The following is a 19,391-nucleotide window of genomic DNA, read 5'->3' as shown; positions in this document are numbered from 1 at the left end:
CCTTCGGGAGGAAATAGATGAACTGGAACACCCTAAAAACCACGATACTGCTCGGCGCTCTCACAGGAATTCTCCTCGTCTTCGGTAAGCTCATCGGCGGAAACGCCGGAATGATTATCGCCCTCTTCATGGCAGCTATTATGAACTTTGGAAGCTGGTACTTCTCAGATAAGATTGTTCTTTCCATGTACGGCGTGAGACTCCTATCTGAGGAGGAAGCTCCAGACCTTCACGCAATGGTTGAAAGGCTCGCTAAAAACGCAGGTATCCCTAAGCCAAAAGTAGGTATAGCTCCTATGGACGTCCCGAACGCTTTTGCAACCGGAAGGAACCCTGAAAACGGCGTAGTAGTAGTGACACCTAAGATTGTGGAGCTCCTAAACGAGGATGAGCTTGAGGGAGTCCTTGCCCACGAGATTGCCCACATAAAGAACAGGGATACGCTCATTCAGGCAGTCGCTGCAACGATAGCCGGTGCAATAACAACACTTGCAAACATGGCCCAGTGGTTCTTCCTCTTTGGCGGAAACAGGGACGAGGAAGAAGGAAACGGTTTAGCAGAAACAATCGGGCTAATCCTAATGGTAATTCTCGCTCCCATTGCTGCAGTTCTGATTCAGATGGCCATATCCCGAGCAAGGGAATACAAAGCTGACGAAACTGGAGGAATCATTTCAGGTAAGCCTGAGGCACTTGCAAGCGCCCTTAAAAAACTTGAGGAATACGCTTACAGAATTCCACCAGAAATAGCAAAGTCCGAAGTTAACCCAGCAACAAGCCACCTCTTTATCGTTAATCCACTAAAAGGAGATGCAATAGCAGCCCTCTTCTCAACTCACCCGCCAACAGAAGCAAGGGTAAGGAAACTCTTAGAGCTCGCCCAGAAACTCTTCGGTAGAATCAGGGAAACGCTCTGGAGATGGTAGAGGTTGAAGGAAGAGTTCAGGTACTTCCCAGAGTACGTAAAGGGATGCGGAAGGACAAACTTAACTCACAGGTTTGATATCTCTGCCATCTCCAACTTCTTCGGTAAGTGGATACCCTTTGCGTTTGCAGTAGGGATTGTAACGGGAGGCGTTGCCTCCCTTATGGATATCATTATCGTTAACCTGAACTCCCTCCTTACGGAAAACGTTCCCCTGCTTCTTCTCTACCCCCTCCTCGTCTCCCTCATCGTTGGATATGCTACAAGTCTTGATCCAAAGATAGGAGGGCCCGGAATAGGCTACGCGATAATCCACCTTAAAACAAAGGTATACATTCCCCTTAAAACGATTCTCCTAAAATTAGTCACATCAACCTTAGTTTTGTCGGGAGGTTTTATCGCCGGAAGGGAAGGTCCCTCTTTCTTCATCGGTGTTGCCTTAGGTGAGTGGCTCGGTAAAGTCTACGGAATCAGCAAGAAGTACAAGCCTCTCCTTGGCCTAATTGGAGGTGGCGCTTTTACGGGAGCTCTCCTAAAAGCTCCCCTCGGCAGTGCCATCTTTGCAATGGAACTTGAGGAGATGTACAACCTTGATTACCGTCCTTTCGTACCGATGATTATCGCCTCAATAGTCAGTTACCTTACATTCTCTTTCTTTCGCGGAGAAAGTGCGTTCATCCACTTAGACAAGCTGCCTGAGTGGAACTTAACGAGCATTCCCTACATAGTCGTAATGGGACTCACAATAAGCCTCACCACCTACGTCTACACCTTCCTCTTCCACACGGCAACCTGTTCCTCTAAGTTCTTTGAACCAAAGATAAGACCTGTAGTTGGGGCATCCTTAGCGATACCCTTTTTGCTCTTAACCTACCTTTTAACTAAGGATACAGACTTCCTCTCAACGCCGGCCCACATGGGTATCGTTTCTAAACTTGCCCAAATTCCCTTTCCCGTATGGACAGACATCCTGATCGTCGTGGTTGTTCTAATCGTAACCAGTCTAACCCTCTCTTTTGGCATTCCGGGAGGACTTGTCCTTCCCAACCTTCTGATCGGTGCAGCGATAGGAAACATCTTTGGCCACCTTTTCCCAGCCCAGATAGTTACATTTACCCTTGCAGGGATGGGAGCGGCGCTTGCAGCGGGAGCAAAAACGCCCTTAGCGGCAATAGTGATGATTACGGAAATGACCCACGCAGATGTTGTAATTCCGATGACTGCGGCCATAATTACAAGCTACACGACAAGCTTCGGCTTTAGCCTATACTTAGGACAGGAGATAAAGCTTAAGCCTATGGATAAAAGGGATGAAGATAGAAGGTAAGAGGATAGTCCTTGGAATAACGGGAAGTATTGCAGCCTATAAGACTATAGAGCTCCTAAGGGCCTTAAAGAAGAAAGGGGCAGAAGTGCGCGTAGCCGTAACCCCTTACGCTTTAAAGTTCGTAACGCCCCTTACCTTAGAAGTTCTCTCAGGTTACTCTGTCTACAGAGAAGTAGTGCCGGAGAGCTCTCCAGAAATCAGACACACCACTCTTTCGGCGTGGGGAGAGCTCTTTTTGGTAGCTCCGGCAACGGCAAACACTATTGCAAAAATTGCCTGCGGAATAGCCGACACTCCCGTAACTGACCTTGCCCTCTGTTTTGGAAGAGGTATCATCTGCCCGGCAATGAACGTAAAGATGTACGAAAACCCTATTACTCAAGGCAACCTAAAAAAACTAAAAGAGCTTGGCTGGGAAGTTGTTGAACCCTCCTCTGGATACTTAGCCTGTGGCGACGAAGGAAAGGGAAGGCTAGCAGAGATTGAGGACATCCTTGACGCCGTTTCCTACTGGTTTACCCCCAAGCTCCTCAAAGGGAAAAAAGTGGTAGTAACTGCCGGAGCAACAAGAGAATACATAGACCCTGTCCGCTTTATTTCTAATCCTTCCTCAGGCAAAATGGGATTCTCCATCGCAAAAGCTGCAAGGGCAGCAGGAGCAGAAGTTACTCTAATAACGGGAAATACCCACCTCAGAACTCCTTACGGCGTAAAGCGTATAGACGTTGAAACGGTTGAAGAAATGAAAGAGGCAGCTCTAAGTGAGTTTGAGAAGGCCGACATATACATCTCCTCCGCAGCAATTGGTGACTATAGGCCTTTAAAAAGAGCTCCAGAGAAAATTAAGAAAGGGCAGGAAAGACTTGTAATTGAGCTTGAAAGAACGCCAGACATACTCAAGCTAATAGGAGAAAGGAAAAAGGACGGACAGCTCGTTGTTGGTTTTGCTGCAGAAACAAAAGACCTACTCAAAAACGCAAGGGAGAAGCTAAAAAAGAAGAACCTTGACGGGATAGTTGCTAATGATGTAAAAAAAGGCATATTTGGAAGCGACCAAACAGAAGTCGTATTCATAACAGAGAAAGGCGAAACGCACCTAAAAGGTTCAAAAGAGGATGTAGCTCTTGAAATTATCAGGCTCATCTCTGAGCTATAAAAGCTATAAGGAGAGGAAAGGAGATGTTTGGATTCTTTAAGAGGAAAAAAAAGAAGCTGGAAGAGGAACTGAAACAGAACCCGGCTCAGCCAGAAAAGTGGTTAGAACTGGCAGAGGAAAGTGAAAAAGAAGCTCCAAGAGCTCTTATAAACGCCCTTCTTTACAGTAACGGAAAGCTAATAGACGTCGTTACCAAAAAAATTAAGAACCTTGCCATATTCACAGAGATAGAACCCTTCATCCAACAAGTTGAAGAAAAGCTCGGTAAAGAGTACGCCTCCTTTTTAAAAGGCCTAATTGAGGAGTATAGGGGAAACCTTCAGAGGGCCAGAAACCTCTACGACGTTGCAAGGAACAGCCAGAATAAGGAACTCTCCTTCCTCTGTAGCTACTACATAGCCAACATCCACATTAAGGAGGAGCTCTACGACTTAGCCCTAAAAACCTTAAAGGAGATTGAGGACAGAGTTCCAGAAAACTACAAGTTGGAGTTCTCCGTCAAAAAGAGAGAACTTGAGGAAAAACTCGGCCTTTCCGGCTCTAAGCTCTTAAAGACCCTTAAGGAAGGCCTCAAAAAAACAAGGGATGCCCTTGGGCTTTCTGACTTTAGAGGAAGGAAAGTTGACGAGTCCCTTTTTGAGGAACTTGAAGAGAGACTAATACTTGCAGACGTTGGAGTAAACACCACAATGCAGCTTATTGACTTCCTCAGACAAGAAGCCAAGAAGAGGAAGATAAAGAGCTCCGATGAGCTTTTGGAGCTCCTAAAAGAAAAACTCAAAGAAATCCTCTCAAGGTGTCAGGGAGAACTAAACCTTTCTGAAAAACCTTCAGTAATCTTGGTATTGGGAGTCAACGGCGTCGGAAAGACTACAACTATCGGAAAACTCGCAAAGCAGTTAAAGGACTCTGGACTCTCTGTTGTCCTCGCAGCTGCAGACACATTTAGGGCTGCTGCAATAGAACAGCTTGAGGTCTGGGCAGAAAGGGCAGGCGTAAGAATCATAAAGGCTCAGGAAGGAACAGACCCCGCAGCCGTCGTCTTTGATGCAATCCAGAGCGTTAAGGCAAAAGGAGACGACGTTCTCATAGTGGACACAGCCGGAAGGCTTCACAACAAGGAAAGGCTAATGAGAGAAATTCACAAAATTAAGAAAGTAATTGGAAGGGAATTCCCCGGCCAGCCTGCAGAAATCCTCCTCGTCCTTGACGCAAACACGGGACAGAACGCAATCTCTCAGGCAAGAGCTTTCAAAGAGATAACAGACGTTACCGGAATAGCCCTCACCAAACTTGACGGAACAGCCAAGGGAGGAATCGTCATAGCTATCTGTAACGACCTCAAAATTCCCGTAAAACTTGTAGGAATCGGAGAAAAAATAGAAGACTTAAGGAAATTTGACCCCAAAGAGTTCGTTGAAGGGCTGTTTGAGAGCTCTACTTAAAAAAGCTGTGCTATAATTTGAATAAGCTAACTCCGTTCCTTGACAACCGAATAAGGCTAAGGGCATTTCAACCACCCGAACAAAGTTCAGCAAGGTGTAACCTTCTTTTGACTTTAAACTTTGCAATTCAACGAGTCACAGTTATTCATAAAGTTCTTTAGAACGGGAAGCCCTTGATTTCCAATACCTAAAATTTTGACCTGTTGAAATGCCCCAAAAAGTGGCGGGGATTGCGACTGCTCTATGCACTTGTGAATGGCCTTGCCAAAGGCGGTCGCTGGTTGAAATGCCCTAAAAAGCGGAAGGGATTGCGACATAGTTTTCCTTCTATTCTTGTAATCAGAAAAAATTAAGTGTTGAAATGCCCTAAGAAGTGGAAGGGATTGCGACCGTTCCAAACGTAAATGTTTTTTAGTAGTCCTCTTTCCTTCAGTTGAAATGCCCTAAAAAGTGGAAAGGATTGCGACACTGCATAAGTGCCCGGAGGAAGAGTATAAACGACTGGATTAGCAAGAACGTTGAAATGCCCTAAAAACCGGAAGGGATTGCGACAAAGCTCTCCTACCGATATAGACGGGAGCTGTGGGACGGAAGAGACTCCCACAGTTGAAATGTCCTAAAAAGTGAAAGGGATTGCGACCCAGCTATCAGCTCCATGAGCTTCCCGTAACCGAGAGGTTGAAATGCCCTAAAAAGTGGAAGGGATTGCGACACTGTGGAAGTCTCAAAGAAGTCCTTCCAAGAAGAATCAGTTTGAGTTGAAACGCCCTTAAGAGTGGAAGGGATTGCGACCTCTGCACCACGACCAATGGCACAATAAAGCTTGTCTCGGTTGAAATGCCCTGAAAAGTGGAAGGGATTGCGACTTATATTCATTCACCGCTATTGAGACTGCAACAATCTTTGGAGAGTATTCTGTTGAAATGCCCTAAAAAGTGGAAAGGTTTTAAGTCTTTCAAAGGAGAGAGTCTGGGGGGGATGATAATCCCCCCTCACGGCCAAATGCCCTAAAAACTGGAAGGGATTGCGACATCTTATTAGCTGTTATTATGTATTCATCATCAGGTTGCCTCCAAGTTGAAATGCCCTAAAAAGTGGAAGGGATTGCGACTTAAAAACGGGTTTTCAATCTCCTTTCCTTCCAAGACTACAAGGTTGAAATGCCCTAAAAAGTTGAAGGGATTGCAACGCGTTTATAGCGGTGTACTTTGCTATCTGTTCACCTGAAACATCGTTGAAATGCCCTAAAAAGTGAAAGGGATTGCAACACTCTAGCGGGTACTTCTTGAACCGCCTTCTCACCGTAGCTGGTTGAAACGCCCTAAAAAGCGGAAGGGATTGCAACTTCCAATCGGTTATGTCGCTCATAGAGTTAACGAAAGCATCTTGAAATGCCCGAAAAAGTAGACGGGTTCTAAGTTTTCAAAGGGGGAGTCTGAGGGGGATGATAATTCCCCCTCACGGATGACAATCCCCCTCACAATTGTCATTCTCCCTCACGGTTAATAAGTTATTTGGTTACGGTTAATAGTTTTTGCAGGAGCTCCCCTCATGTTCAGACTGCGTTCTGCAACGGCCGAAGAAATTAAATACTATTTTGAAGTTGTATACCCCGCACAGGATAGAATACTTTCGGCAATAGGAAAACACTTCGGAGATGCTTTTTACCTTACGGGAGGGACAGCCCTTTCAAGGTTCTACTTCCAGCACAGATTATCCGAAGACCTTGACCTGTTTACAGGAACTGAGAATATAAAGACAACTATTCCGAGAATCGTCAATTTAATAGAGAGTTCTGGATACAAAGTCGTAGTAGAAGCCTCTTCTGTTACTTTTGGGAGGCTTTTTGTCCTACTTGAAGGAAAGGAAAAGCTGAAAATAGACCTTGTAGCCGATTTCCCCTTAGAAACTCCAAAAGCTAAAAAGAACTTCTACGTTGACACCCTTACCAACATAGCAGTTAACAAAATCACCGCCTTTGAAGACAGGGCAGAACTTAAAGACCTCGTTGACCTGTACTTTATAGTTAAAGAAGGAGGTATAAACGTAGAAGAAATACTAAAACTCGCAGACAGGAAAAGAGTTCCCATTCCCTATGAAGAGCTCCTCGCCATTAACAGCTTAGGAATTTCAGGAAGTGCTTTACTTTTGAAAGAAGTAGATGTTAAGGAGCTTGAAAAGTTCCTTAAAGAACTAAAAGAGGTTCTTGAAGAAAACGTTAAAAAAAAAGTCCAAGAAGCCAAAAGTAAGATAGAAGAAATAGTCCATGACCTTCTATGGGATTTCCCTCCTGAAGAAAGAAGGATAAGTTTAAAGACTATTCCGGTTCTAAAAAGAAGAATCAAAGGACTTAGTTACCCAAAAAGGAAGGCCATTGAGTTAGCAGTAAGAGAGTTCTGCTAAAAGTTTTCTACGATGACATTAGAAATTTCCAAGCCGGGACAATTTTTATCTTGATTCCGTCCTTCTCTATTTCCTTTTCTTCGTCGTAGGTTATTATCAGTCCTTCTTTTTGGGAAAAGAAGTTGCAGGCTTCTATGAGAGCTCCAACCTCCCTTTTTAAAGTCTTCTCCTCTTCTAACGTATAGGCAACCTGAAACAGGAAAGGCTTTTCACCTTTAAAGGCCACAAAGTCACACTCTTTTTTTCCCTTATAAAAGAAAATTTTTCCGTAACTTAAAAGGAGCTCCCTGAAAAGGAGATTTTCTAAGAGTTTTCCCCTGTCCTTGAAAAAAGAAACTGCATTAATGAGGCCGTTGTCAATAACGTAGAGTTTCTTTTGACTCAGCTCTCTTTTTAGGACAGAACGGGAAAACTTTTCAAGGAGCTTCACAAGGTAAACGCTTTCTGCCGCATCAAGGAGGAAATAAAGAGTATCCTTTGAAACCTTATAGCCCGCAGACCTTAGCTCGTTAAAAACGTTATTTACAGAAAAGGGAGAAGAAACGCTCTCTACTGCCCTTTTCAAGAAGTACTTAACTACAGGAAGGTTTTTAAGGCCAAACCTTTCAACTAAATCCCTAAAAAGCATTACCTCAAAGTATTCCTGAAGTATTCTAAGTTTCAGCTCCTCGTCTTCTACAAAGGCAAGCTCCGGGAATCCTCCCCAAATGAGGAACTCCTCAAAGAGCTTCTTTACTTTACTTTTAACTTCAACATCGTAAATGTCGGTAGGTGAAACTCTTAAGCCTTTAAAGCGTAAGAACTCCAGAAAAGAAAGGGGGTAGACCTCGTAGCTTACCGTTCTACCTCTAAGAGCTGTAGCTATTTCTACGGATAAAAACTTAGAACTTGAACCTGTGATAAAGAGTCTTTTCGTCTCTACTTCATAAATCCTCTTTATAAACTTCTCCCAGCCTTCTACGTTCTGAATCTCGTCAAAGAAGAAATAGACCTCAGAAAGTTTCTTGTCGGGGTAGAGCTCCCTGTAGGCCTCTAAGATGAGGTTGAGTTCTTCTTTTTTAAACTCAAGCCTTTCATCGTCAAAGTTTATGTAAACAATGTTTTCGGGACTTACCTTTTCTCTTAGCTCTTTTATAACTTGGTAAAGAAGGTAGGTCTTTCCGCTCCTTCTTACCCCAACTAAGGTTACAATCTTCCCACTGTCTATGGGAAGTCTTAAATCCCGACTGATAACTTGGGGGAGCTCCCTCCTCTGAAAAGAAACTATCACCTCTTTGAGAACTTCCTTCCTCATGATAAGGAAATTTTATCAAAAATCTTTCCTTCTTAAAAGGAAATTTTAAACATCCCTTAAAACCTCTCTCGGCTCAAAGGAGGTAGCTCTAAGGGCAGGATAGACCCCGGAGAGAAGGCCTATGAGGACAGAGAGGGAAAAAGATATGAGAGCTCCCCTCACAGGCAAGTAAAAAGGCCAGCCGGCAAAATGGGATATTAGGAGAACAAAGAGAACGGCAAAAAGAACTCCAAAGAGAGCTCCGCTTATTGAAAGAAGCGCCGACTCAAACAGGAACTGTTTAAAAATATCCCACTTCGTAGCTCCAAAGGCCCTCCTCACCCCTATCTCAACGAGACGCTCGTAAACAGAAAGGGTCATTACGGCCAAGATTCCAAGAGCTCCGACCCCAAAGGCAATCACAGCTACAATCACTGATAGCTTTGAGAATATCTCCATCGCCTGCTTTCTGGTGTTGGCCAAGTCCTCAAATTTACTTACGGTAAAGTCCTCTGTCCCGTGTCTCTTTAATAGAAGAGATTTAACCTCCTTCTCAGCTTCCTCTAAGTCGCCTGAGGGTAAAACATAAATCCCGTCCAAGTAGTCAACGTTAGCTATCCTCCTCATGGCAGAAGTTAGGGGAATGTAAACCCTCATATCAAGGTTCTCTCCGCTTATGTCTGTACCCCTCTTTTCCATCACGCCGACTATCTTGTAGGGAGCGTAGAAAAGGTAAATGGTTTTCCCGACGGGACAGGGCTCGCCGTAGAGCTCCCTCGCCACGTCCGTACCAATTACAGCAACCTGCCTAATTTCTTCTAAATCCTCCTCGTTTAAAAACCTTCCGCAGGCGACGCCGTAACCGGTTATCTTCTCATACTCCGGAGTTAAACCGAAAACTTCAGCCCTTAAAAACTTTCCACCAAAGTGAACGTTAGGAGCCACCTTTTTGTAGGGAGCGACAAGTGAAACGGAAGGACACTTATCCTTTATCGCCTTAGCATCATCAAGGATTAAGGTAGGATAGAAGGAAATCTGAATGGTTCTTCCGCCAAGGTTCTTGAAATCTCCGGGAACAACAACTATTACGTTCGCCCCTAAATCTCCTAAAGCTTTTAAAACCGCCTGCCTCATAGCTCCTGTTATCCCCATCATAAGGGTTAGGGAGAAAACCCCAATGGCAACTCCAACTACTGAAAGGAGCATCCTCTTCTTGTTCTCCCTAAAGTAAGAAAGGAGTGGCTTTAAACCCATTACACCTTTCTCCTTAGAGCGTGGACTGGCTCAAAGAGAGAAGCCCTCTTTGCCGGGAAGTAGGCTGCAAAGAGGCAAACGGCTACAGAAAAAGTAGCAGAGACTATAAAGGCCTTGACGGGATAGACAACGGGAACGTTAAGGAGAGGAAGAATGAACTTAACGGCGGCAAACCCAAGGAGGCTTCCCGGAAGGAGGGAAACAACAGCAATAATGAGGCTTTCAAGAAGAATTCTTAGAAGGATAGCCCTTTTAGTAGCTCCGAGAGCTCTCCGTAAACCTATTTCCCACTGGCGGGTATAGACGTTTATGTAGAAAATGGAAGACAGAACGAACCCTCCAACAACAAGGGCAGTGGTTGAGGCTATTCCTAAGAAAAGAGCAAAAGTTGCAGAGAGCATAGAGAGAAACTTCCTGACAACTAAGGGAGTTATTAGCGTAAAGTCGTCGGGCTTGTGGCGCTTGAGGAGTATTTTCCTTGTCTCATCCACTATCTTATCGTAGTCTGAAAGGGACAGAACTCTAAACCTTATAACCGAAACCTTGTTAAAGGTTTTTTCTACCACCTTGTCAAAGACTCTGTAGGGAATAAACACCCTGTTGTCAAGGTTATGGCCGTTGGGGGTTTTGCCCTTCCTCTTGTAAACGCCGATGATTCTAAAAGGGGTTCTGCCTATAAGAAGTATCTTCCCTATTGGGTTTTCGCCCGGAAAGAGAAAGTCGCTAACGTCGTGTCCAACGACGGCGACCTTCCTCTTTTCTTTAAAGTCCTCTTCTGTAAAGCCCCTTCCAAGCTCAACTCTGTAGTCCCAAGAAACGAGCCAGTTCTCACCCACCCCAAAGACAGAGGAAAACTTTGAAAGACGGCCACCTGCAACGGTCGTTGGCTTAACAATTCCGTAGGTAAGGGCAAATATCCCTTCAAGCCTTTCTATTTCTTTGACGTCTGAGAGTCCTAAGTTCCTAAAGAGCCCACGAGGTCCTTTCCCTATACTTCCGGAAACTATTAAAACGGAGTCTGGTCCAAGCTTCTTTATTACCCTGTTGGCCTGAAGGCTGCTCCCCTCAATGGCGGAAACTATCAGAACAACGGAGGAGACTCCAAAGACGATTCCAAGGAGGGCAAAGAGCGTTCTTACTTTGTTGTGGAGAAGGGAAAAGACAAGGTCCCTAAGGTAAAGCCCTATCATTCCACTATCTGCCCGTCCTTTATCCTCACGATTCTTTTAGCGTAAGAAGCTACCGCTTTGTCGTGGGTAACGACGATAACGGTTTTTCCTTCCTTGTTCAGCTCCGTTAAGAGCTCCATCACCGCCTTTCCTGATTCACTGTCAAGCTGGCCTGTCGGTTCATCCGCTAAGATAATCTCAGGAGAGTTTATCAGAGCTCTTGCAATCGCAACCCTCTGCTTTTGACCTCCAGAAAGCTGGTCAGGCTTAAAGTGAAGCCTCTCAGAAAGCCCTAAACGCTCCAAGATTTCCCTTGCTCTTCTTTCAGGAGTAGTTTTAGAAAAGAGCTCCCTTCTATACTTAGAGTCTAAATACTCAACCGGAAGCATAACGTTGTCAAGGACAGAAAGGTACGGAACTAAATAAAAGGCCTGAAAGACAAAACCGATATATCTACTCCTGAGCTGCGAGAGTTCGTCGTCTGAGAGCTCAAGAACGTTCTTACCGTCAAGGTAGTACTCGCCAGAAGTTGGCCTATCAAGACAGCCAAGGATGTACATAAGGGTTGATTTCCCCGAACCCGAAGGTCCCATGATGGCAACAAACTCCCCTCTCTCTACAGAGAGGGATATACCCTTTAGAACTTTTACCTCAAGTTCTCCCTGAAAGTAGGACTTGGTAACGTTCCTTAGCTCTACGAGAGGCATAAAGGCTTTACCCCTTCTTGGAAGAACCGACGGAAGATAGGTACTCTATGAGTGAGCTAAGGGTAAGGTTTCCTCTCCTCAGCCTGCTTTGTAGGGCTCTTAAGTATTTAGCGCAAACTTTTGGGTTCTCAGCAACCTTCTTCAGGAACTCTGCCTGCTCCTGCGTATCCACCCTTGTCCCAAGCCTTAAGATGAAGATGGCTGCACCTGTTGCCCTATTAAGGGCTGCCCTGTAAGCGTAACATACGGAGGCGTTAAAGTTGCTGTCCACCAGCTTATCGGCCAAGAAAATGAGGAGCGCATTTGAGAGCTTCATTTTTCTTATCTTCTTGTCTTTAAGGTCGTTAAAGAGGAACTGGAGTTCTAAGAGCTGAGGAGAATAACCGTTCTCAATAGCCTTTACAAGGTAGTCAACTGCCTTTTCTGTATTGCCAAACTTTAAGTAAATTTTAGCAAGGAGGGCTAAAGCTAGTCCGTCGTTCTTGTTATACTTTAAGTACTTCTGAACGTACTTTAAGGCCTTTTTGTACTTACCGGAAGAGTAGTAAATTTGAGCTAAACGCAGTTTAGCCTGCGGACAGTTCTTCTGGTCTGCAAGCTTTAGGTGCTCTAAGGCCTTCTTGAAGTCCGGTTTTACCCCTAAACCCTCACCGTACACCTTAGACATAACAAGGTGGTAAAAACAGGGGTCGGTGTCCTTTAACCTCTTCACAAACTCAAGGGCTTTCTGCACCTCCCCTTGGTCAAGCATGTAGTCTATAGCAGGACGGTATCCAAGGGAAGCGGCCTTTTCAAGCCAAGAGAAAGCTTTCTCCTTTAAACCTTTCTCAAGGTATAGCTGAGCAAGCAAGAACATAGCCTTGGGGTTACCCTTACTGGCATGGTAGAGGAAAACGGCCTCAGCTAAAGCTGGATTCTTCTTCTTAAGAAGGCTTGCAAGTTCTATCTCAGCATCCTCACTTCCAGCCCTACAGGCTTTTTCAAGGTAAACCTTAGCCTTTGATGGAGCTGCCGTTAAGAGCCTCTTTGCTTCACGAACCCACTTAGTCGCTTCAGAAACGCCTTGTGGAGCTCTTTCCTGCCTTCCTCCCTCAAGGGCAAAACGTCTCTCAAGGGAACTTAGAACCTTAGAAACCCCTTCCGGAGCTGGACAGCTACCAGCAGCGTAGAGTTTTACAAGATCCTTGTAGGCGTCCCTAACTCCGTTTTGAGCAAACCTGAGCATAACCTGATAATCTCCACAAGGATTTCCCGAAGATATCCACTTTAACCTGAGCAACCTATACCGCGCGGGTAGGTAGTCGCCAGCGCGACGATACCACTCTATAGCTTCTTTAAGAACGGCCTCTTTCTTCTTCTCTATCTCCTTCCTTAACCTTAGGTAGTCTTCCGCCGTTTTCGCATCGGCCACCGGACAGTAGCCGAGCTCTACGCTTTTAGCCTCTTTCTCGTAGAGCTTTCCAAGCCTGTAAGCAGCCTGCTTAACCCCTTTAGCGTAGAGCTCCTTATAGAGCTCCATTGCCACTTTCTTCTTGCCGAGAGAAAGATAGATAGAAGCTATCTTCAGACCGGCTTTTGTAAAGCCGTTTAGATATGCTCTCCTGTAGTACTTAATAGCCTCCTCTACTTTTCCATGCTGGTAGTAGTAATCCCCTATGAGAACGTAAGCCTTTGGAAACTTTTTAGCTCTGGCAAAGTAGTTAAGTTTTTTTAGAACCCTCCTTACTCCCCTTTCATCCCCCTCCCTGAGGGCTATCTGTAGCCTATACTTGTAAAGTAGATACTCAGCAGAAACGTCTCCCTTTTCAGCTGCAATTTCAAGCCAAACTAACGCTTCTTCTTCGTCTCCAAGACTCATGTAAAGAGTAGCTATCTCCTTAGCTGCAGGAACGTAACCAAGCTCGTAAGCCCTCTTAAAGTAGGAAATTGCCTTTTCCGTATCCCCCTCTTCTAATGCTATTTTACCGAGAAGGAAGTTTGCTCTGGGAAATCCTCTATCAGCAAGCTCTTTTAGCTCCTTAGATGCCTCTTCTACTTTTCCCTGTAGGTATAGGAGCTCCGCTCTCCTTAAATCAGCACACGAAACAAACATTAGCAGAGCAAGCAGGAAGAGAACTACCCTTTTCATCACCTTTACCAGTACCTCTTAATGTTGAGGAAAAGTCCATACGACCTATCAACTTCACTTACTCCGTCGTAGGCAGAGCCGGGCTCAAAGTAGCTACCTATGAGGTAGTAACGCCACTTTGCCGAAAGCCCCTTTTCTTCTCCTTCAAGGATGAAGTCTATCTCCCATCCAAGGTCACCGTCTTTTCCGTTAGGAGAAGGGAAATAACGGGAGAAAGAAGTTCCTTGGTCCTTATTAACGAGGTTATACTTAAGGATGTTTAGCTCTATCCAGTGGTTCTCCTTCCACTGGTATCCGCCAAAGACGCTGAATATCAAAGTGTTCGTTAGGTCAGGGTTGGTGTACTCGCCGTAGTAGCGAATTGTATTTGGACCAAAGAGGTGCTCCCTGTTGCTTGAAAGTCTCGGTTGGTAGAAGTACTCCGTCCCGCCAGCAACACGAGCTCCAATTCCAACGTCGTTATCAATATACTTTCCACCAAGCTCAAATCCTCCACCGTCCATAGAAGCACTTGCAACAGAAATCACTTCACTTGTAGCAGTACAACCAACCCTTTGGGTTTCAAGGATGTCCCTGTCTCCCCACATGTACCCTACGTCAAGCCAAAGGTCAACTTTTCTACCCTCAAACCTATCGTCCCAAGAGTAGGTCCACCTACCCCCTACCCAGTTTAGGTTTTCCTTTTCCTTCACAGGAGACCAAACGTCAAAGGTATCACCAACAGAAGCCGAGCTTCCCCTATACTCCTTAACGTAAAAGAGGTGAATGTGCTGGCGGTAGCGGTATTGGTAATCAACAGTTCCTACAAGATAGGTGTATCCAGAGATGTTGCTCCTTTCCTCGTTGTTGGTTACGTAAACGTCGTTTATCCTCTTTCCAAGCCAGAGGCTACCGCTTAACAGGGTGCTCAAGTAATCTACCCTTATTCCATCAATGGAGTTGTAGAACCAGAATCCTCTCGGCTCTGAAACAAGAACCCGTCCAGCTGAGAAAACGAAACCGTAGTAGTTAGGGTCAAAAATCGGCCTGTTGGAGATGTAAAGCTGCCTTATATCAAGCCAAAACTTCTTTCTGTGAGTGTCCAAAAACTTCTGATAAGCGCCACCTACCCTTACATCTCCCCACAAGCTGAGCTTATCGGTCATACTCCAAGCGAACTTCACGCCCGGCTTTAGAACGAGATCCTTACCCTCTAACTTGCACGTTCCTGACTCCAAGCTATCTGCAACACGGGCGTAGAGGTTAAGGTAGTATTTCAAAAAGAGAGCTCCCTCCGTAAAGGACTCACTGCTGGCAGACTTAGCAGACTCAGAGGCTGCAACGTCAAGAGGTTTATCCTCGCTGAAAACGGCCTGCTTGAACCATTTGGGAAGTTCCAGAATACCTTCACGAAGCCAGCTGGGCAGTACTCCTTCCTTTTCCTCTTCGCTGTGGAGCTCCTGAGCTACAGACTCACTCTTCTCCTCAGGAACTCTATTCTCTACCTCTTCTACCTCCTGCTCTCTCTTTCTAACCACCTTTGACGGGAAGATCCACCTTTCAGGCTTATAAGCACACACCCTCATAAAAGCTGAAGGGAAACGCCTTTTGAGCTCTCGCAGTACGTCCTTTCCCTCTCTAACCCTATCCCAGAAACCAACCCTTAGAGTGTACAGAGAGCCTATCTTTTCTACCCTAACATCTTCAAAACGCCCAGAAAGTTCCGTAGCCATTTCAACAAGTTGAGAGGGGTAGGGAGATGTTACAAGCTGTACGCAGTAGTAGTCTCTATCACCACTTAAAGAATTTGATGAGGCCTCACCAGTTAGGAAATACAGTAAAAAAACAAAAACAAGAGCTAATTTATTCAACCCCTTGCGCATTGAAATACCCCTGCCTCAAATGGTTCATGAGTTTATCAACGTCTACCTTCCTTAAACGGAAAAGATTCATCTTTTCAAGGTTTTGGCGAACATCTTTCTCTATTTGTTTAAAATCTGCATCATCGTCCTGCTTAAGCATCAAGGTCCACGCCTTAATAGTAGCAAAGTTCTTCCTTATATAGCGAACAAGTTCTGGATAACCTTCAAGGAAACCAATCTCAACATCGTGAAACCTTTCCTTTTCCCAGTTAATATACTTCCTCATACCAGCGTTTTTCTTAACTATAACGACCTTAAGTGTATCTACTTTTTTCTTGTAGCCAGTGGTTACAACATCTTCCACGTTCTTCCTGAAAAACTCCCAGTAATCCCTGCTCCCTGATAAAGAAAACTGTCTCTTAAAGTTTAATATCTGTTTCCTGAAGAACTCCCTTTCCTTTGGTCCTACCTTAAAACAAGCGTTCTTAGCTCCAAAAAGGGCACAGTCTACGAGTTTACCATTCTCTATACGTTCTATCGCCTTATCAACGTAAGAGTTAACCTCCTTCCTGCTCACTTCAGAAAACACAGGTAGCAAGAAAAGGATGTAACGGGCGTTAACGCTACCAAGAACCGCTGCCTCGGCAACAAGCATTATTCCTTCTTCTTGCAGCTTCTTATCTACAAGAGAGTTTGCTCCAAGTATTACAAGTCCTTGAGTTTCTCCACGGGACGCAGCCGATAAAAGCCACTTTATACCTTCCCTTTTCTCCGCTCGGGTTTTCGCCGATTCTCCATACTCTTCTGCTTCCTTATGAGCCTTAAAGAGCTTCAGAACTCCTATGGCAGTCCTACTCTCGTCGTTTCCAGCCCTTACAAGGTTAAGCTCTATCCTTTCAAGGTAACCTGAAACATCAGGACGAACCTTTTTCCTCTCCTCTAAAATACCGTAACCGGGAATAACAACGGGTTCTTTATCCTGATTTCTCATTATTTCGTCGGTATACTTTGAAATATCGCCCATAAAGAGCCTTGGCTGAGGGTAGAACTCATTTTTGTAGAGAGCTATTGCTCCACCGTTAGCTACCATTACCTCACCGGCAAAGTTTAAATGAAAGTCGTTCTCTTCAAGCCAAGCAGATGCCGCCATGTGGTAGGGGTCCGTGTAGAGGTTCCTGTAAATCTGATAACCAATGTCAGCAGCAGCGACTTCAAAGCCGTAACTTGGATTCTTGAAAATCCTGTTACCTTTAACAAAAACGTCCAAGGAGTTCCTAAGGTATATACCGTAGGACCTGTTTCTCGTAACCACGTTGTTCACGATGAAGTTCCTATCACTCTCAAGAAGGGAAATTCCCCCCAGCCTGTTACCAAAAACAACGTTGCGGTAGATAATTGCTTCCGACTTTCTATCCATCATTATGCCAGCGCCGTGATTCCCAACAGAAACGTTTCCTATAACTACCCCTGTGGTAAACCTTGAAAAGATTAGGCCGTGGGCCTTTCCCGCATTCTCAAAGACGTTGTAAGCAACGAGCTGGTTCTTGGTCCAGTCGTGGGGGTCGTAGTTGTAAAGGGCGTTATCCTTAACGTAGTTTCCAACAAACACTACGTTCCTTGCCTCGTTGGAGTAAAATCCCATGTAGTTGGCTATAATGTCGTTCCCCAAGAATATTCCTGTTGAGTATTCCTGTTCAAGGAGAGAACGAACAAGCTTATTTACCCTTTTAAGCTCCGGCTGTTCACGAGAAACCGGCATATCAAGGAGTTTTACAACGGGACTAACCTTTAACTTCTTACTAACCCAAGTGTTAAGGCCAAGGCCGAAAGAGCTAAAGAGCCCTTTATACCCAAGGCCGGAAAAGTAAGAGTCTACGATAATCAGCTTTCCACTACGAATCGCTAAGATGTAAGGTCTCTGTTTCTGCGTTCCGTAGAGGTAGAAGTTTTCTTTTGCAATGTGGGGAAGAGGAGAAAATTTGTTGTTCTTGGTATCCCAAGCTACAACCTTAGAGCTTATTATGAATATCTTTCCGATGACGAGAATCGGACAACCCGGCTCTAAGGCCATTCTCAGTTCTGTGTTCCTGATAACGAGGTTAGCACCCCGAGCGACAATTACAGGAACTTTAAGAATGTAGGCGTCCCCATCTTTTTCAATTACTTTATCGTTCTTTATCTTCTTCCAGAGCCACTCTAAGGAAAAGTTTCCTTTAGTCAAAACGAGGATTTTTAAGTTTGGAGCTTCCTCCCACCACTTTATGTAGTATTCCCTAAAGGGCAGAAAGTAAAGGTACTTTACAGGCAAGAAGTAAAATTTTCCTCCGTTACATTTCTTGGGAACAGCCTTTAGAACTTCCTCCGGCGTTAACTTCTTTAACTTTTCCTCAGCCTCCTTTACTTTTTCGGGTTTAAAGGAGAGTCTCTTCGGAACTATTTTAACCGTTCCCTTTGGAGGAACCACGAAAAATTTCTTAATAGCCTTTTCGTAAACGTCCTCCTTCAAAAAGGTAAAAGCATAGGCCAACGGAGAGTTAGCCACCAAAAAGACTGTCAGAACAATAAGCCCAACTAACCTTCTTAAACTCATGGCAGAATCCAGAAGATTGGCTTGAGAAGGGTCGGTGTCAGGTCTATAACAACGTCAACCGACTTTTTCAAGTCGGAGAGAGGAACTTTCTCCCCTATAATCTTTATCTTTACCCTGTCGTAGTTCCAAGAGAGGGAGTAGGCCGGCAAGGGAGTAATTGAGTGGAAAGTCGCAAGAGAGGGGCTTCCTTCTATTGAAACTATCTTACCCCTTTGTACTTTGCCGTCCTGACGGATAATTTCCACGTCCTGTCCAACCCTCACCCTTTCCATATCTGAGTGGAGGATGTTGGCGTAAACGTATATCTCCTCCCCATCGGGCAGAACTGCAAGGAGGGGGTCTATAAACCTAACCACATCCAAGTTTTTAGCATAGACCTCAACAACAGTTCCTGTTACAGGAGACGGAATTGCAACGGAAAAACTTGCAGGTGAATCAACAACACCTATAACTTGATTTTTCTTTACCCTATCACCAACCTGCCAGTTATACTTGGTCTTGAAGAAGCCGTTAATAGGCGACCTAATTATTTCAAGCTTGGCGTCGTAAAAAGCAGCTACCGGTTTAATAATGAAAATTCTCGCATGAAGCGCTTCTAAGAGGAATATAACAAGAAGCGTTAAAGCAGAAAAGAGAACCGAAAGAACAAAAATCCTTCTTAGGAACTCCTCTTTACCTCCCCTCTTCGGGGGTTTAGGACGCCTTCCTTCAAGGGTTTCTCTAAGGTCTTCCCTTTTTACAACGTTTATGAATTCGTCAAGGGTAACAATGCTACCTTCAAGGTAGGCCTCTATTATATCCTGCATAAGAGAAATTTGTTCAGGCCTTAGTTCCGTAAACCTACAGCCGACTGAACCGTCTGGACGCCTGTGAAGAAATTCAAGCTTTATGTCCTTTATAACCGTCTCAAAAGTATCAAAAGGAACTATGAAGTTTCCAACTGCCCACTTCTTGTCAAGCTGTTCATCTGGCAAACCGTCTATAGCACATCCACCAACCGACCAATCGTTTAGCTTGTAACGCTTTCCATCAATCTCTATGTAAGCGGGTATCTTATACCTTGGATAGTGCCTCGTAGGCTCCGCCTTATGCTTTATCCTCTGGGTCTGCGGTTGCTGTTGTTGGGTCTCAGGAGTTTCCTCCTTTTTCCTTTCATCCATCCCGTTACCCCCT

General features: G+C 44.8%; 13 protein-coding genes. 5 read left to right on the top strand and 8 right to left on the bottom strand.

The window, feature by feature from the left end; genetic code table 11:
- The first annotated feature begins 17 nt into the window (after positions 1–17).
- The 5 genes from CLV27_RS03525 (at position 18) to CLV27_RS03505 (ending at position 7,256) form a co-directional block, all read left to right on the top strand.
- Entirely contained in the window at positions 18–926 is a 909-nt protein-coding gene (locus tag CLV27_RS03525) for a zinc metalloprotease HtpX (RefSeq protein WP_132525883.1), read from the top strand.
- A 3-nt stretch (positions 927–929) separates the two neighbouring features.
- On the top strand, positions 930–2,252 hold the full coding sequence (locus CLV27_RS03520; RefSeq protein WP_132525881.1) for a chloride channel protein: 1,323 nt from the start codon (positions 930–932) through the stop codon (positions 2,250–2,252).
- Positions 2,236–3,408 carry a bifunctional phosphopantothenoylcysteine decarboxylase/phosphopantothenate--cysteine ligase CoaBC gene (gene coaBC / locus CLV27_RS03515; protein ID WP_132525879.1) on the top strand — a complete coding sequence of 391 codons (1,173 nt, stop codon included), beginning with the start codon at positions 2,236–2,238 and terminating at the stop codon, positions 3,406–3,408. Before CLV27_RS03520 ends, coaBC begins: the two co-directional genes overlap by 17 nt.
- A gap of 23 nt (positions 3,409–3,431) precedes the next feature.
- A complete protein-coding gene (ftsY, locus tag CLV27_RS03510) occupies positions 3,432–4,853 on the top strand; it encodes a signal recognition particle-docking protein FtsY (protein WP_132525877.1) in 1,422 nt (473 codons plus the stop codon).
- Between the two features lie 1,551 nt (positions 4,854–6,404).
- Positions 6,405–7,256 (top strand): nucleotidyl transferase AbiEii/AbiGii toxin family protein, encoded by an 852-nt coding sequence (locus CLV27_RS03505; protein WP_132525875.1) that lies wholly within the window; start codon positions 6,405–6,407, stop codon positions 7,254–7,256.
- Positions 7,257–7,263: 7 nt separating this feature from the next.
- Here the strand turns inward: CLV27_RS03505 and CLV27_RS03500 are convergent, their stop codons facing one another.
- From CLV27_RS03500 to CLV27_RS03465, 8 genes are read right to left on the bottom strand one after another with little or no spacing between them, the layout of a single operon-like run.
- Positions 7,264–8,550: an ATP-binding protein gene (locus CLV27_RS03500; RefSeq protein WP_207891600.1), complete on the bottom strand. Its 1,287-nt coding sequence runs from the start codon at positions 8,548–8,550 to the stop codon at positions 7,264–7,266.
- Positions 8,551–8,595: 45 nt separating this feature from the next.
- Entirely contained in the window at positions 8,596–9,783 is a 1,188-nt protein-coding gene (locus CLV27_RS03495) for an ABC transporter permease (RefSeq protein ID WP_132525871.1), read from the bottom strand.
- Positions 9,783–10,973, bottom strand: coding sequence for an ABC transporter permease (locus tag CLV27_RS03490; RefSeq protein WP_132525869.1), 1,191 nt, complete (start codon positions 10,971–10,973; stop codon positions 9,783–9,785). Before CLV27_RS03490 ends, CLV27_RS03495 begins: the two co-directional genes overlap by 1 nt.
- Entirely contained in the window at positions 10,970–11,659 is a 690-nt protein-coding gene (locus tag CLV27_RS03485; protein WP_132525867.1) for an ABC transporter ATP-binding protein, read from the bottom strand. The genes CLV27_RS03490 and CLV27_RS03485 overlap by 4 nt, the downstream gene beginning before the upstream one ends.
- A gap of 7 nt (positions 11,660–11,666) precedes the next feature.
- Positions 11,667–13,787, bottom strand: a complete 2,121-nt coding sequence (locus CLV27_RS03480) for a tetratricopeptide repeat protein (RefSeq protein ID WP_132525865.1) — start codon at positions 13,785–13,787, stop codon at positions 11,667–11,669.
- 5 nt (positions 13,788–13,792) lie between these two features.
- On the bottom strand, positions 13,793–15,649 hold the full coding sequence (locus tag CLV27_RS03475) for an alginate export family protein (RefSeq protein WP_132525863.1): 1,857 nt from the start codon (positions 15,647–15,649) through the stop codon (positions 13,793–13,795).
- On the bottom strand, positions 15,630–18,218 hold the full coding sequence (locus CLV27_RS03470) for a right-handed parallel beta-helix repeat-containing protein (RefSeq protein WP_132525861.1): 2,589 nt from the start codon (positions 18,216–18,218) through the stop codon (positions 15,630–15,632). The genes CLV27_RS03475 and CLV27_RS03470 overlap by 20 nt, the downstream gene beginning before the upstream one ends.
- Complete coding sequence (locus CLV27_RS03465; RefSeq protein WP_132525859.1) at positions 18,215–19,378, bottom strand: biotin/lipoyl-containing protein; 1,164 nt, start codon at positions 19,376–19,378, stop codon at positions 18,215–18,217. Before CLV27_RS03465 ends, CLV27_RS03470 begins: the two co-directional genes overlap by 4 nt.
- Positions 19,379–19,391: the final 13 nt, after the last annotated feature.

This window comes from Phorcysia thermohydrogeniphila, from assembly GCF_004339575.1.
GTDB lineage: Bacteria > Aquificota > Aquificia > Desulfurobacteriales > Desulfurobacteriaceae > Phorcysia > Phorcysia thermohydrogeniphila.
The sequence above is the reverse complement of the archived record's forward strand: the minus strand, read 5'-3'. Positions and strand labels throughout refer to the sequence as shown.